Annotated in this window: 15 protein-coding genes; all 15 read right to left on the bottom strand. The window is 62.7% G+C overall.

The window, feature by feature from the left end; genetic code table 11:
• Positions 1-1,077, bottom strand: a 1,077-nt coding sequence (locus JWQ24_RS25785) for an NADH-quinone oxidoreductase subunit M (RefSeq protein WP_299814529.1), incomplete at its 3' end; no start/stop codon positions are given.
• The gene (nuoL, locus tag JWQ24_RS25780; protein WP_299814526.1) at positions 1,077-3,155 is read right to left on the bottom strand and encodes an NADH-quinone oxidoreductase subunit L; all 2,079 of its coding nucleotides are present in this window, start codon (positions 3,153-3,155) and stop codon (positions 1,077-1,079) included. The genes JWQ24_RS25785 and nuoL, both read right to left, overlap by 1 nt.
• Before the next feature lie 7 nt (positions 3,156-3,162).
• Positions 3,163-3,471: an NADH-quinone oxidoreductase subunit NuoK gene (nuoK, locus tag JWQ24_RS25775; protein ID WP_299814523.1), complete on the bottom strand. Its 309-nt coding sequence runs from the start codon at positions 3,469-3,471 to the stop codon at positions 3,163-3,165.
• Positions 3,468-4,103, bottom strand: a complete 636-nt coding sequence (locus tag JWQ24_RS25770) for an NADH-quinone oxidoreductase subunit J (protein ID WP_299814521.1) — start codon at positions 4,101-4,103, stop codon at positions 3,468-3,470. The genes nuoK and JWQ24_RS25770 overlap by 4 nt, the downstream gene beginning before the upstream one ends.
• A 9-nt stretch (positions 4,104-4,112) precedes the next feature.
• The gene (gene nuoI / locus JWQ24_RS25765; RefSeq protein ID WP_299814519.1) at positions 4,113-4,601 is read right to left on the bottom strand and encodes an NADH-quinone oxidoreductase subunit NuoI; all 489 of its coding nucleotides are present in this window, start codon (positions 4,599-4,601) and stop codon (positions 4,113-4,115) included.
• A gap of 7 nt (positions 4,602-4,608) precedes the next feature.
• On the bottom strand, positions 4,609-5,634 hold the full coding sequence (gene nuoH / locus JWQ24_RS25760) for an NADH-quinone oxidoreductase subunit NuoH (protein WP_299814516.1): 1,026 nt from the start codon (positions 5,632-5,634) through the stop codon (positions 4,609-4,611).
• Positions 5,635-5,638: 4 nt separating this feature from the next.
• A complete protein-coding gene (gene nuoG, locus JWQ24_RS25755; RefSeq protein WP_299814513.1) occupies positions 5,639-7,714 on the bottom strand; it encodes an NADH-quinone oxidoreductase subunit NuoG in 2,076 nt (691 codons plus the stop codon).
• Between the two features lie 4 nt (positions 7,715-7,718).
• A complete protein-coding gene (locus tag JWQ24_RS25750) occupies positions 7,719-8,210 on the bottom strand; it encodes a hypothetical protein (RefSeq protein WP_299814511.1) in 492 nt (163 codons plus the stop codon).
• A gap of 5 nt (positions 8,211-8,215) precedes the next feature.
• Complete coding sequence (nuoF, locus tag JWQ24_RS25745) at positions 8,216-9,541, bottom strand: NADH-quinone oxidoreductase subunit NuoF (RefSeq protein WP_299814509.1); 1,326 nt, start codon at positions 9,539-9,541, stop codon at positions 8,216-8,218.
• Positions 9,542-9,552: 11 nt separating this feature from the next.
• Complete coding sequence (locus tag JWQ24_RS25740) at positions 9,553-9,765, bottom strand: hypothetical protein (protein ID WP_299814506.1); 213 nt, start codon at positions 9,763-9,765, stop codon at positions 9,553-9,555.
• Positions 9,762-10,553, bottom strand: coding sequence for an NADH-quinone oxidoreductase subunit NuoE (gene nuoE / locus JWQ24_RS25735; RefSeq protein WP_299814504.1), 792 nt, complete (start codon positions 10,551-10,553; stop codon positions 9,762-9,764). The genes JWQ24_RS25740 and nuoE overlap by 4 nt, the downstream gene beginning before the upstream one ends.
• 11 nt (positions 10,554-10,564) lie before the next feature.
• Complete coding sequence (locus JWQ24_RS25730) at positions 10,565-11,533, bottom strand: FkbM family methyltransferase (protein ID WP_299814502.1); 969 nt, start codon at positions 11,531-11,533, stop codon at positions 10,565-10,567.
• On the bottom strand, positions 11,530-12,723 hold the full coding sequence (locus JWQ24_RS25725; RefSeq protein WP_299814499.1) for an NADH-quinone oxidoreductase subunit D: 1,194 nt from the start codon (positions 12,721-12,723) through the stop codon (positions 11,530-11,532). The genes JWQ24_RS25730 and JWQ24_RS25725 overlap by 4 nt, the downstream gene beginning before the upstream one ends.
• Positions 12,720-13,334, bottom strand: a complete 615-nt coding sequence (locus JWQ24_RS25720; protein ID WP_299814496.1) for an NADH-quinone oxidoreductase subunit C — start codon at positions 13,332-13,334, stop codon at positions 12,720-12,722. Before JWQ24_RS25720 ends, JWQ24_RS25725 begins: the two co-directional genes overlap by 4 nt.
• A 27-nt stretch (positions 13,335-13,361) precedes the next feature.
• Positions 13,362-13,826: NADH-quinone oxidoreductase subunit B (locus JWQ24_RS25715; protein ID WP_299814493.1), on the bottom strand; the 465-nt coding region annotated here is incomplete at its 5' end.

Below are 13,826 nucleotides of genomic sequence, written 5' to 3'. Positions count from 1 at the left end.
GCGGTCATAGACGACCCCGACGCAGAGGAAGAGCGCACCGGAAATGATGCCGTGGCTCAGCATCTGGTAGATCGCGCCCTGTTCGCCGACCGCGTTGCCGCTGAAGATGCCCATGGTCACAAAACCCATGTGGGCCACCGACGAATAGGCGATCAGCTTCTTGATGTCGGTCTGACGGAAGGCGACCAGTGAGGTGTAGACCACGGCGATGGCGCTGAGCGCGAAGACCAGCGGCGTGAAATAGTGCGAGGCCGCCGGGAACATCGGCAGGCTGAAACGTAAGAAGCCGTACCCGCCCATCTTCAAGAGGATGCCGGCCAGGATCACCGAGCCTGCGGTCGGCGCCTCGACGTGCGCATCGGGCAACCAGGTGTGCACCGGCCACATGGGCATTTTCACCGCGAACGAGGCGAAGAACGCCAGCCAGGCCCAGGTCTGCAGGTTGCGCGGCACGGCGGTGTGCATCAGCGTTGGGATGTCGGTGGTGCCGGCATTCCAGTACAGCGCCATGATCGCCAGCAGCATCAGCACGGAGCCGAGCAGCGTATAGAGGAAGAACTTGAAGGACGCGTAGACCCGGCGCGGGCCACCCCAGACGCCGATGATCAGGAACATCGGGATCAGGCCGCCTTCGAAGAACAGATAGAACAGCACCAGATCCAACGCCGAGAAGGTGCCGATCATCAGCGTTTCCAGCACCAGAAACGCCATCATGTATTCCGGCACGCGCTTGGTGATCGCCTTCCACGACGCCAGGATGCAGAACGGCATCAAGGCGGTGGTCAGAATCACGAAGGGCAGCGAAATGCCGTCCACGCCCATGTGATAATTGATGGCGTTGGCCAGCCACGGCAGCTTCTCGACGAACTGGAAGTCGCCATTGGCCGCATCATAACGCATCACCAGGATCAGCGAGACCGCGAAGGTGATCAAGGTCGCCCAGATCGAGATCCAGCGCGCATTGCGGTTCGCGGCCTCGTCCCCGCCACGTGCCAGCAAGTAGACCAGAACAGCGCCTACGGTCGGCAGGAAGGTGACGACGGACAGGATAGGCCAGGTCATTACGGAAGCCGACATTACTGGCCCCCCAGGCCGAATATGAACCAGGTGATCAGACCGGCGACGCCGATCAGCATCGCGAAGGCGTAGTGGTAGAGGTAGCCGGTCTGGATCCGTACTGCGCCGCGGGTGACATCGAGCACGCGAGCCGAAATGCCGTCGGGGCCGAGACCGTCGATGATCTTGCCGTCGCCGACCTTCCACAGGAAGCGGCCGAGCCTCTTGGCGGGACGCACGAAGATCAGGTCATACAGCTCGTCGAAGTACCACTTGTTGAGCAAGAACTTGTACAGCAGCGGGTGCTGGCCGGCGAGTTCGACGGGCAGATACGGACGCCGGATGTAGAACAGCCACGAAACCAGGAAGCCGCCCACCATCATCGCCGTCGGCAGATTGGCAACCAAAGCCGGGATGTGGTGCATCTCTTCCAGCAAATGCGGATGGTTCTTCAGCGACGCCCGGAAGAACTCCTCCACGCCGTGGCCGGCGAACAGTTCCTTGAACGGGAAGCCAGCAAAGATCGCCCCGGCCGCCAGCACGCCGAGCGGCACTAGCATCACGAGCGGTGCCTCATGTGCCGCGTCATAATGCTTCTTGTCGTGCGGCGCGCCGTGGAAGGTCTTGAAGATCAGGCGCCAGGAATAGAACGACGTCAGGCCGGCAGCGATGATGGTCATCAGGAAGCCGTACAGCGCGAACGGGTTGTGCGAGACGAACGCGGCCTCGATGATGGCGTCCTTGGAGAAGTAGCCTGCGGTCAGCGGGAAGCCGGTCAGCGCCAGCGTGCCGATCACCATCATGCTGTAGGTGAAGGGGATCTTGTCCTTCAACCCGCCCATGTTGCGGATGTCCTGCTCGTGGTGCATCGCGTAGATCACCGAGCCCGAGCCCAGGAACAGCAGCGCCTTGAAGAAGGCATGCGTGAACAGGTGGAACATGGCGACCGAATAGGCCCCTGCCCCCAGCGCCACGAACATGTAGCCGAGCTGCGAACAGGTCGAGTACGCCACGATGCGCTTGATGTCGTTCTGCACCAGACCAATGGTCGCGGCGAAGAACGCCGTGGTCGCGCCAACCAGCATCACGACGGCCTGCGCGTTCGGCGCAAGCTCGAACACCGGCGACATGCGCGCCACCATGAAGACGCCCGCGGTGACCATGGTCGCGGCGTGGATCAGCGCCGACACCGGGGTCGGACCTTCCATCGCGTCCGGCAGCCAGGTGTGCAGCAGGAACTGGGCAGACTTGCCCATCGCGCCCATGAACAGCAGCAGGCAGGTCAATGTCAGCGCGTCGGCATGCCAACCGAAGAAGTTGATAGTCTTGCCGGTCAGGCCGGGCGCGGCAGAAAAGATGGTGTCGAAATCCGTCGAGCCGATCAGCATGAACAGCGTGAAGATGCCGAGCAGGAAACCGAAGTCGCCAACGCGGTTGACCACGAAGGCCTTGATCGCAGCGGCGTTCGCGGTGGGCTTCTGGTACCAGAAGCCGATCAGCAGGTAGCTGGCGAGACCGACGCCTTCCCAGCCGAAGAACAGCTGCACCAGATTGTCCGCGGTTACCAGCATCAGCATCATGAAGGTGAACAGCGACAGATACGCCATGAAGCGCGGCCGGTTCGGATCGTCTTCCATGTAGCCGAGAGAATAAATATGCACGAGCGCCGACACCGTGGTGACGACGACCAGCATCACGGCGGTCAGCGTATCGACGCGCAGCGTCCAGGAAAGTTGCAGGTCGCCGGAATTGATCCACGGCATCAACAGGACGCGGACGTCGTGATGCATGAAGCCGACGTCGACCAGCGTCATCCACGACAGAGCCGCCGAAGCGACGAGCAGCGCCGACGTGATCAATTCTGCGGCGCGCGAACCGACAGCCGCCGGCTCCGCGACGTGATGGTCGTCGTGGCCGTGGTCGTCGGCCGCGTGGTCGTCATGGGCATGCGCCGCATGCGCGTCGGCATGGCCGTGCGCATCGTCGTGGTGATGGTCGAGCTGGTCGCCGCTGGGGTTGCGCGCGTGCGCGCCCGACAGGGCGATAAGCCCGGCCAGGATGGCGCCGATCAGCGGCAGGAAAACGAGAGCCTGGATCATAACTGGCTCAGCCCTTCATCAGATTGATGTCTTCAACCGCGATCGAGCCGCGGTTGCGGAAATAGACGACAAGCACGGCGAGACCGATGGCTGCTTCCGCAGCGGCCACGGTCAGCACCAGCAGCGCGAACACCTGGCCGACGATGTCGCCCATGAAGGTCGAGAACGCGACCAGGTTGATGTTCACCGACAGCAGGATCAGCTCGATCGACATCAGGATGACGATGACGTTCTTGCGGTTGAGGAAGATGCCGAGAATGCCGAGCGTGAACAGGATCGCGCCGACCGCCAGGTAGTGTCCGAGACCGATCGTCATTTGACCCACTCCGAGGCGTCCGCGTCCTGCAGGCCCTGCCCGACTGCGACCTTGCGCACGTCCATGGCCAGAGCCGGGGTGCGGGCGTTCTGCACATTGATGTCCTGGCGCTTGACGCTCGCCTTGTGGCGCAGCGTCAGCACGATCGCGCCGATCATCGCCACCAGCAGCACCATCGCCGAGAGCTGGAAGTAATGGATATACTTCGTATACAGCACCAGGCCGAGCGCCTCGGTGTTGCTGACATTGGTCGGGATCGCTGCTGTGATCGACTTGGTGACGTTCGGGTTCATCACCCAGCCGCCGACCACGAGCAGAAGCTCAGCCAGGAAGATCACGCCGATCAGCAGGCCGAACGGCAGGTATTCGATGAAGCCCTCACGCAGCTGCGTGAAATCGACATCGAGCATCATGACGACGAACAGGAACAGCACCGCGACCGCGCCGACATAGACGACGATCAGGAGCATCGCCAGGAATTCGGCGCCCATCAGCACGAACAGGCCGGACGCGTTGACGAAAGCGAGGATCAGAAACAGTACGGCATGGACGGGATTGCGCGACGCAATCACCATCACCGCGCTGGCGACGCAGACACCGGCAAACAGATAGAAGAACAATGCGGAAATCATGACTGTGTCCTACCGGTACGGCGCGTCGAGTTCGATCGATTTTGCAATCTCTCGTTCCCAGCGGTCGCCGTTGGCGAGCAGTTTCGCCTTGTCATAATATAATTCCTCACGGGTCTCGGTCGCGAATTCGAAGTTCGGGCCCTCGACGATCGCATCGACCGGACAGGCTTCCTGGCACAGCCCGCAATAGATGCACTTCACCATGTCGATGTCGTAGCGCACGGTGCGGCGCGTGCCGTCATTGCGGCGCGGGCCGGCCTCGATGGTGATGGCCTGCGCCGGACATACGGCTTCGCACAGCTTGCAGGCGATGCAGCGTTCTTCGCCGTTCGGGTCACGGCGCAGCGCGTGCTCGCCACGGAAACGCGGCGAGATCGGCCCCTTCTCAAAGGGATAATTCAGCGTCGGCTTCGGCTTGAAGAAATAGCGCATGGCGAGAACGAACGCCGATACGAATTCCGCCAGCAAAAGCGAGTGAGCGGTTGCCCTGATATTCATAGTGACCTCATTTCGGAGCAAGCCCCCCGAATTGCAGCACGGCCGCGACCAAGATGACGTAGCCCAGCGACAGCGGCAAAAACACCTTCCAACCCAGGCGCATCAGCTGGTCGTAGCGGTAGCGCGGCACGATCGCCTTCGCCATCGCAATCAGGAAGAACATGAAAAACACCTTGAGCGCGAACCAGATGATTCCGGGCACCCAGGTGAATGGCGCGAACGGGATCGGCGACAGCCAACCGCCGAGGAACATGATCGTGGCCAGCGCGCACATCGTGACGATGGCGACGTATTCGCCGAGCATGAACAACAGGTACGGCGTCGAGCCGTATTCGGTCATGAAGCCGGCGACCAGTTCCGATTCCGCTTCGACCAGATCGAAGGGAGGACGGTTGGTCTCTGCCAGCGCCGAGACGTAGAACACCACGAACATCGGGAACAGCGGAATCCAGTACCAGCCGAGCATGCCCCACTTGCCGTCCTGCGCCTGCACGATCGCCGACAGATTCAGCGAGCCGACGCAGAGCATGACGGTGATGATGACGAAGCCGATCGAGACTTCGTAGGACACCATCTGCGCCGCGGCGCGCAGCGCCGACAGGAACGGATATTTCGAGTTCGACGACCAGCCGGCCATGATGATGCCGTACACCGACAGCGACGAGATCGCGAAGATGTAGAGCACGCCGACATTGAGATCGGCGATCACCCAGCCGAGGTCCATCGGGATAACGGCCCAGGCGGCCAGCGCCAGAACGCAGGACACCAGCGGCGCCAGCAGGAACACGGCTTTGTTGGAGCCCGACGGAACGACCGGCTCTTTCAGCACGAACTTCAGGAGATCCGCGAAGGATTGCAGCAGGCCGAACGGCCCGACCACATTCGGCCCGCGACGGATTTGCACAGCCGCCCAGATCTTGCGATCCGCCAGCAGGATATAGGCAATCGCAATCAGCAGTACCACGAGCACGAGAAGCGACTGCGCGATCATGATGATCAGCGGCCACAAGATGCTAGTCCAGAATTCAGCCATCGGTTTACTCCGCCGCCGTCAGGATCTGGCCAGAGGCCAGGCGGGAACATTCCGCCATGATGGCTGACGCGCGCGCGATCGGGTTGGTCAGATAGAAATCCTCAACGGAGGATTTGAATGCCGTCTTCTCGACGTTGCCGCCGTTCCCCGCAAGGGTCTTGATGGCGGAAGCGTCGCCGGCCTCGATCTGGTCGAGCCGGATCAGATGCGGTACCGCCTTGAAGATCGCCTGGCGCAGCGCGCCCAGCGAATCGTAGGGCAATTTGTGGCCGAGCACGTCGGACAAGGCGCGGATCACGGCCCAGTCTTCGCGGGCTTCGCCGGGCGGGAAAGCGGCGCGGGCCGCCATCTGCACGCGGCCTTCGGTGTTGACGTAGAGACCGGACTTCTCGGTATAGGCTGCGCCCGGCAGGATCACGTCGGCGCGGTGTGCGCCGCGGTCGCCGTGGGTGCCGATGTAGACGACGAAGGTGCCGTCGGCGACCTTCACATCATCCGCGCCGAGCGAGAACAGCACGTCGAGCGAACCCGGCGCGGTCATGCCAGCGACACTGAGGTTGCCGGCGGAGGGAGCGAAGCCGATATCCAGCGCGCCGACCTTGGAGGCCGTCGCCTGCAACACGGCAAAGCCGTTCCAGTCGTCCTTGATGGCGCCGAAATCCGACGCGAGCTTCGCGGCCATGGCCAGCACCGCTGCGCCATCGGCGCGCGCGGCGGCTCCAGAGCCAACCAGCACGATCGGCTTCTTGGCGTTCTTCAGCACATCGGCGAAAGCGTTCTTGCCGGAAGCAAGTTCGCCCAGCGACTCCGTGCCGGCACCGAGATAGTCGTAGAGATAGGTCAGGTCGGCCTTCTCGCCGATCACGCCGATCTTCATCTTGCCGGTGCGCCAGCGCTTGCGGATGCGCGCGTTGAGAACAGCGGCTTCCTTGCGCGGGTTGGAGCCGACGATCAGCAGCGCGTCGGCCTCGTCGATACCGGCGATGGTCGGGTTGAAGATATAGGACGCGCGGCCGGCGGCGGGATCGAAGGCACTGCCGTCCTGCGTGGCGACATTCGCCGAGCCCATGCCCGCCAGCAACTGCTTCAGCGCGAACATTTCCTCGACGGCGGCGAGATCGCCGGCAATCGCGCCGATCTTCTTCGGCGACGTACCAGCCACCTTCGCGGCGATCGCGCCGAAGGCTTCCGCCCAGGTCGCGGCGCGCAGTTTGCCGTTGTCCCGAATGTAGGGACGATCGAGCCGCTGCGTACGCAGACCATCGACGATGTGGCGGGTCTTGTCGGAAATCCATTCCTCGTTCACCGCCTCATTGACGCGCGGCAGGATACGCATCACTTCACGGCCACGGGTATCGACGCGGATCGCAGAACCCAACGCGTCCATCACGTCGATCGACTGCGTCTTGCCGAGCTCCCACGGGCGTGCCGCGAAAGCATAGGGCTTCGAGGTCAAGGCGCCGACCGGGCAGATATCGACCAGGTTGCCCTGCAATTCCGAGGTCAGCGCACTTTCGAGATAGGTGGTGATCTCGACGTCTTCGCCGCGACCGGTAAGGCCCATCTCCGGCACGCCGCAGACTTCCGTGGCGAAGCGGACGCAGCGCGTGCACTGAATGCAGCGGTTCATCGAGGTCTTGACCAGCACGCCGAGATACTTGTCCTCGACGGCGCGCTTGTTCTCGGCGAAACGGCTGGTGTCGACGCCGTAGCCCATCGCCTGGTCCTGCAGGTCACACTCGCCGCCCTGATCGCAGATCGGGCAATCCAGGGGGTGGTTGATCAGCAGGAATTCCATCACGCCCTCGCGGGCCTTCTTCACCATCGGCGACTTGGTCGAAATCTCCGGCGGCTCGCCCTTCGGGCCAGGACGGCAATCGCGCACGCCCCAGGCGCAGGAAGCGACCGGCTTCGGTCCGCCCTTCACCTCAACCAGACACATCCGGCAATTGCCGGCGATCGACAGCCGCTCGTGATAGCAGAAGCGCGGAATTTCGGCGCCCGCGGCTTCGCACGCCTGCAACAGCGTGTATTCCGCGGGAACATCGATCTCTTTGCCGTCGATGATGAGTTTGGTCATTGCCTCAAGTCTTTCCCAGCTTGCAATCCGGAGGTGTGACGCTGGCCGTTTTCATGGATGCCTTGACCCATTTCTGGGTGTCGATGTTGTAGGTCGCGAGGTAGGCAGGCTCCGCCTTGTTCTTCTCGCAGAGGAACGGCAGATGTGGCTTCAGATCGTAGTCGCACGAGGCCTGCCATTCGCGCCTGTCCGCAAAAGCGGCGGTCGCTTCCTCGCACGCATAGAGAAAATACGACACGAAGCTCTCATACTGAACCTGTTGGTCGCGGTTGCCGGCCTTGATCACATCATAGTCCGGCTCAGCGAATTTCGGATTCTTGAACGCCAGATCGGTGTAGCCGAGAAACGCTTGCCGTGCGCTCGTCGCGCGGTTGTTGGAACGCAACTCGTTGATCTGGATCAGGATCGCAACAAAGCCAAGCAGCGCCACGGTCGCCTGCGCCATCTGCGCGACCGTCCCGTATTTCTGCCACCAGGCGGTGCTCGGTTGCGACATCATGGTCACTCCGCCGCGACCATGTGCACGGGATCGAGAACGCCTTGGTCATCGAGGCTGGCCTTGCGGCTGAAATCGTCGATACGGCGTTCGATCTCCGGGCGGAAGGCGCGGATCAGGCCCTGCACCGGCCAAGCCGCGGCATCGCCGAGCGCACAGATGGTGTGACCTTCGACCTGCTTGGTGACTTCCAGCAGCATGTCGATCTCGCGCTTGTGGGCGCGGCCCTCGACCATGCGGTTCAGCACGCGCCACATCCAGCCGGTGCCTTCGCGGCACGGCGTGCACTGGCCGCAGCTCTCATGCTTGAAGAAGTAGCTGATACGGGCGATCGCGGCGACCACGTCGGTAGACTTGTCCATGACGATGACGCCGGCCGTGCCGAACGACGACTTCACGGCGCGGGTGCCGTCGAAATCCATGATCAGGTCTTCGCAATCCGCAGCCGGAATCAGCGGGCACGAAGCGCCGCCAGGAATGATCGCCAGCAGATTGTCCCAGCCGCCGCGGATGCCGCCGCCGTGCTTCTCGATCAGCTCGCGGAACGGGATGCTCATCGCGTCTTCAACGACACAAGGCGTGTTGACGTGGCCGGAGATGCCGTAAAGCTTGGTGCCGACGTTGTTCGGACGGCCGATGCTGGCGAACCAGCCGGCGCCCCGGCGCAGGATGTCCGGCGCAACCGCGATTGACTCGACGTTGTTCACGGTGGTCGGGCAGCCATAGAGGCCGACATTGGCTGGGAACGGTGGCTTCAGCCGCGGCTGGCCCTTCTTGCCCTCGAGGCTCTCCAGCAGCGCGGTTTCTTCGCCACAGATATAGGCGCCGGCGCCGTGCGCAACATAGAGGTCGAACGGGAAGCCGTGGACGTTGTCCTTGCCGATCAGCTTGGCCGCATAGGCCTGGTCGATCGCGGCCTGCAGGTGCTCGCGCTCGCGAATGAATTCGCCGCGCACATAGATGTAGCCGACATGGGCGCCCATCGCGCAGCCGGCAATCAGGCAGCCTTCGACCAGCAAATGCGGATCATGCCGCATGATCTCGCGATCCTTGCAGGTGCCGGGCTCCGACTCGTCGGCATTGACCACAAGATAGCTCGGCCGGCCGTCGGACGAATCCTTCGGCATGAACGACCACTTCATGCCGGTCGGGAAGCCCGCCCCGCCGCGGCCGCGCAGGCCGGAGGCCTTCATTTCGGTGACGATCCAGTCACGGCCCTTGTCGAGGATGGACTTGGTGCCATCCCACGAGCCACGGCGGCGTGCGCCCTCAAGACCCCAGTCCTCGAGGCCGTAAAGATTGCGGAAGATGCGGTCCTTGTCGTCGAGCATGGCTTCCTCGATCAGCGATTGGCTTGCTTGTAGGCGAGCATGGCGGCGCATCCGCCAAATACCACGGCCCAAAGCAGGCTTGATTCAAACGTCGCGCTCAGAAAATAGCGCTGCAGCCCGAAAATGAAGATTGCCGCCGCAGCGGTGTGCAGGGCGACGTAGAACCACCTGTTCATAGCTTCGGCACCTGCTTGGGTCGCGGATATGGATGAGACGACGGTCATTTCGCCGGCCCCTTCAGACCCGCACCGGTCGGCGGGTTATTCTTGCTCGCGTCTGCTCCGGGCGCCTTCGGCGCCGGGCTCTCGCGCTCGCTGGCGGACTGGGTCGGCTTCTTGGCGTCGGCATCGGCTAGCGCCGGCTCTTTCGAAGCCTCTGGCTCGACCGGCGGGCGCGTCATCGCACCGCCGCCGACCAGCGTGCGGGCGCCGCCTTCGGGCGCTGCGAACTGGCGGCCGATCTGCGAGCCCGGCTTGGGCGGCGTGCCGGCGGCAAAGCCGTCGATCAGCTTGTTCATGCTGTCTCTGGTGAGATCTTCGTAGGTGTCGCTCCAGATCATCGCCATCGGGGCGTTGACACAGGCGCCAAGGCACTCGACTTCTTCCCAGCTGAAATCGCCATCGTCGGAGAGATGGAACGGATCGTGGTGGATGCGGTGCTGGCAGACGTCGATCAGGTCGCCGGCGCCGCGCAGCATGCAAGGCGTGGTGCCACAAACCTGAATGTGGGCCTTCTTGCCGACCGGCTGCAGCTGGAACATCGTGTAGAAGGTCGCGACTTCGAGCACACGAATATAGGGCATGGAGAGCATCTCGGCGACGACGCGCAAGGCTGCTTCCGAGACCCAGCCGGCGTGCTGCTCCTGCGCCCGCCACAGGATAGCGATCACCGCGGAGGCCTGCCGGCCAGGCGGATATTTTTCCATCTGCTGCAACGCCCACGCATGGTTCTCCGGCGTGAAGCTGAAGGTCGCGGGCTGCAATTCTTTCGGAGCGAGGCGGCGAACGGCCATTGTCTAGTCTCTCATTGAGTGCGGCGCGACGCGCTCGCATTCAGGCTGTTGATACGATCGAGCCAGAACGCGCTCGAAGTGCCGAACACGTTGTAACCGACGTTGGTGGATACCTTGATACGGTCGAGGATGGAGAGATCAGTCACGGTCTCGAAGCGGTTGCTGGCAGGATCGCGCACGAATAGCGTCAGCGGCGTCTGTTCGAGAATATAGCGTGACACCGTATGCGCGGGGTCGTTGCCGTGCTCTTCGCACATGATGACCGAGTCGGCTTGCAGCAAACGTGTGCCGCCCTTGATAGCTTCGATCTCGACGCCCTCGACGTCGAGCTTGATCAGGTACTTTCCAGTAGCCGACACCCGGCCGTCGTCGAGCAGATTATCGAGCGCCAGCACCGGCACTTCTTCGCCTGCGGCATCGGCGCCACCGACGATGCTGAACGCTTCGTGCTTGGTGCCGGAAAGATTGGCCGTGCCGCGCGCCGATCCGATAGCGTACTTGATCGTCTCGAAGCGCCCGCCATTGATCTTCGCGTTGTTGTTCAGCTTGACGAAATTCTGCGCCGAAGGCTCGATCGCGATCGAGTGGTGAGAACCCAGCGGCGCGCTGGAGACCAGCACTGACCAGTAGCCATAGTTCGCGCCGCAATCGAGCAGCGTGTAATCCACGTCGGCCGAGTGCCGGAACAGCAAAGCGAGCTCGTCCTCGTAGAAATAAGCGGGATCGAGCAGCTTGCTCCAATAGCCATCACCGAACGGAAACGCGAAGCGCGCATCCGCATTAAGCTTCACCACGATGTCGCGCTTCGGCAACGCCTTGCGCAACAGGTTGGCGCACATGATGTAGCCGCGATGCGAGAACGGCGCCGACAGCTTGCAGCCCACCATCAGCACAAACGCAGCCGTACGCTCCCAGAGGTTTGCACCCTGGTAAGCGCCGGAAGTCCGATCGAACTGAATGGGAGACTGTACCGATGTCACCGATCGACCTCTCCGAACACGATGTCGAGCGAGCCGAGAATCGCTGAGACGTCGGCGAGCAGATGCCCCTTGCAGATGAAGTCCATCGCCTGCAGATGCGCAAAGCCCGGTGCGCGGATCTTGCACTTGTAGGGCTTGTTGGTGCCGTCGGAGACCAGGTAGACGCCGAATTCGCCCTTCGGCGCCTCGACGGCGACATAGACTTCGCCTTCCGGCACCTTGAAACCTTCGGTGTAGAGCTTGAAGTGATGGATCAGCGCTTCCATCGAACGCTTCATCTCGCCGCGACGCGGCGGCGCCACCTTGTGGTCCTCGACCATAACCGGGCCCTGCCCGTCCGGCGCGCGCAGCTTGGCGATACACTGGCGCATGATACGCACCGACTGGCGCATCTCTTCCATGCGGATGCAGTAGCGGTCGTAGCAGTCGCCGTTCTTGCCGATCGGAATGTCGAAATCCATTTCGGCGTAGCATTCATAAGGCTGCGACTTGCGCAGATCCCACGCAGCACCCGAGCCGCGCACCATCACGCCAGAGAAGCCCCATTCCCACGCTTGCGCCAGCGACACCACACCAATATCGACGTTGCGCTGCTTGAAGATGCGGTTGCCGGTCAGCAGGGTTTCGAGATCCTGCACCACTTCGAGGAACGGATCGCACCATGCGTCGATGTCATTGATCAGCGCCGGCGGCAGGTCCTGATGCACGCCGCCGATGCGGAAATACGCCGCATGCATGCGCGAGCCGGAAGCGCGCTCATAGAACACCATCAGCTTCTCGCGCTGCTCGAAGCCCCACAGCGGTGGGGTGAGCGCGCCGACGTCCATCGCCTGGGTGGTGACATTGAGCAGATGCGACAGGATGCGGCCGATTTCGCAATACAGCACGCGGATCAGCTGCGCACGTCGCGGCACGGTGACGCCCAGCAACTTTTCTGCGGCGAGGCAGAAGGCGTGCTCCTGGTTCATCGGGGCGACGTAATCGAGCCGGTCGAAATAGGGAATCGCCTGCAGATAGGTCTTCTGCTCGATCAACTTCTCGGTGCCGCGGTGAAGCAGACCGATATGCGGATCGACGCGCTCGACGACTTCGCCATCGAGCTCCAGCACCAGACGCAACACGCCGTGCGCAGCCGGATGCTGCGGGCCGAAGTTGATCGTAAAATTGCGGACGTTAGGTTGTTCGGTCATGGCTTGACCTCCGCCTTCTCGTCACCGGGCAGGACCGGATAGTCCGCGCCTTCCCAGGGCGAGAGGAAATCGAACTTGCGGAATTCCTGATTCAATCGCACCGGCTCATAGACGACGCGTTTTTCCTGATCGTCGTAACGCACTTCGACGAAGCCGGAGAGCGGGAAATCCTTGCGCAGCGGATGGCCGTCGAAGCCGTAGTCGGTGAGCAGCCGGCGCATGTCGGGATGACCAACGAAGATCACGCCGTAGAGGTCATAGGCCTCGCGCTCGAACCAGTCGGCGCCGGGAAACACGTCGATGATCGACGGCACCTGGGTCGTCTCGCTGGCTTCCGCCTTGAGCCGGATGCGCGTGTTCAGCGTCGGCGACATCAGGTGATAGACCACGTCGAAGCGGTTCTCGCGGCCGGGATAATCTACCGCGGTGACGTCGGTGAAGTTGACGAAGCGGCAGCCGGGATCGTCGCGCAGGAAGCGCACGACATCGACGATCTTCGCCGCTTCGACGGTCAGCGTGAGCTGGTCGAAGGCGACCGAATGGCCTAGCGCCGCCCCGGGCAGCGCAGCCACTATCGTCTGACCCAGCGTATCGAGTTTGCCGTCGTCCATAAGTTGAGCCTTAAGCTTTCGCGATTCTCAGCGTTCAATCGTGCCGGTGCGCCGGATCTTCTTCTGCAGCAGCAGCACGCCGTAGAGCAGCGCTTCTGCAGTGGGCGGGCAGCCCGGCACGTAGATGTCGATCGGCACGATGCGGTCACAGCCGCGGACCACCGAATAGGAATAGTGGTAGTAGCCGCCGCCATTGGCGCAGGACCCCATGGAGATGACATAGCGCGGCTCGGGCATCTGGTCGTAGACCTTGCGGAGCGCGGGAGCCATCTTGTTGGTGAGCGTGCCCGCCACGATGATCACGTCCGACTGGCGCGGCGTCGCGCGCGGCGCGAAGCCGAAGCGCTCCGCGTCGTAGCGCGGCATCGACATCTGCATCATCTCGACCGCGCAGCACGCCAGGCCGAAGGTCATCCACATGAGCGAGCCGGTGCGCGCCCAGGTGATGAGGTCCTCGGTGGCGGTGAGGATGAAGCCCTTGTCGGCCAACTG

It is taken from the genome of Tardiphaga sp., assembly GCF_028290495.1.
In the GTDB taxonomy this organism is placed as follows: Bacteria; Pseudomonadota; Alphaproteobacteria; order Rhizobiales; family Xanthobacteraceae; genus Tardiphaga.
This window is presented reverse-complemented; position numbering and strand designations above follow the sequence as displayed.

Coding starts and splice junctions, on each gene's coding strand:
- nuoE (WP_299814504.1), bottom strand. CDS start 10,553: ATGGCCGTTCGCCGCCTCGCTCCGAAAGAATTGCAGCCCGCGACCTTC.
- JWQ24_RS25725 (WP_299814499.1), bottom strand. CDS start 12,723: ATGACCGAACAACCTAACGTCCGCAATTTTACGATCAACTTCGGCCCG.
- JWQ24_RS25720 (WP_299814496.1), bottom strand. CDS start 13,334: ATGGACGACGGCAAACTCGATACGCTGGGTCAGACGATAGTGGCTGCG.
- JWQ24_RS25740 (WP_299814506.1), bottom strand. CDS start 9,765: ATGACCGTCGTCTCATCCATATCCGCGACCCAAGCAGGTGCCGAAGCT.
- nuoI (WP_299814519.1), bottom strand. CDS start 4,601: ATGAATATCAGGGCAACCGCTCACTCGCTTTTGCTGGCGGAATTCGTA.
- nuoG (WP_299814513.1), bottom strand. CDS start 7,714: ATGACCAAACTCATCATCGACGGCAAAGAGATCGATGTTCCCGCGGAA.
- nuoF (WP_299814509.1), bottom strand. CDS start 9,541: ATGCTCGACGACAAGGACCGCATCTTCCGCAATCTTTACGGCCTCGAG.
- JWQ24_RS25770 (WP_299814521.1), bottom strand. CDS start 4,103: ATGATTTCCGCATTGTTCTTCTATCTGTTTGCCGGTGTCTGCGTCGCC.
- JWQ24_RS25750 (WP_299814511.1), bottom strand. CDS start 8,210: ATGTCGCAACCGAGCACCGCCTGGTGGCAGAAATACGGGACGGTCGCG.
- nuoL (WP_299814526.1), bottom strand. CDS start 3,155: ATGATCCAGGCTCTCGTTTTCCTGCCGCTGATCGGCGCCATCCTGGCC.
- nuoH (WP_299814516.1), bottom strand. CDS start 5,634: ATGGCTGAATTCTGGACTAGCATCTTGTGGCCGCTGATCATCATGATC.
- nuoK (WP_299814523.1), bottom strand. CDS start 3,471: ATGACGATCGGTCTCGGACACTACCTGGCGGTCGGCGCGATCCTGTTC.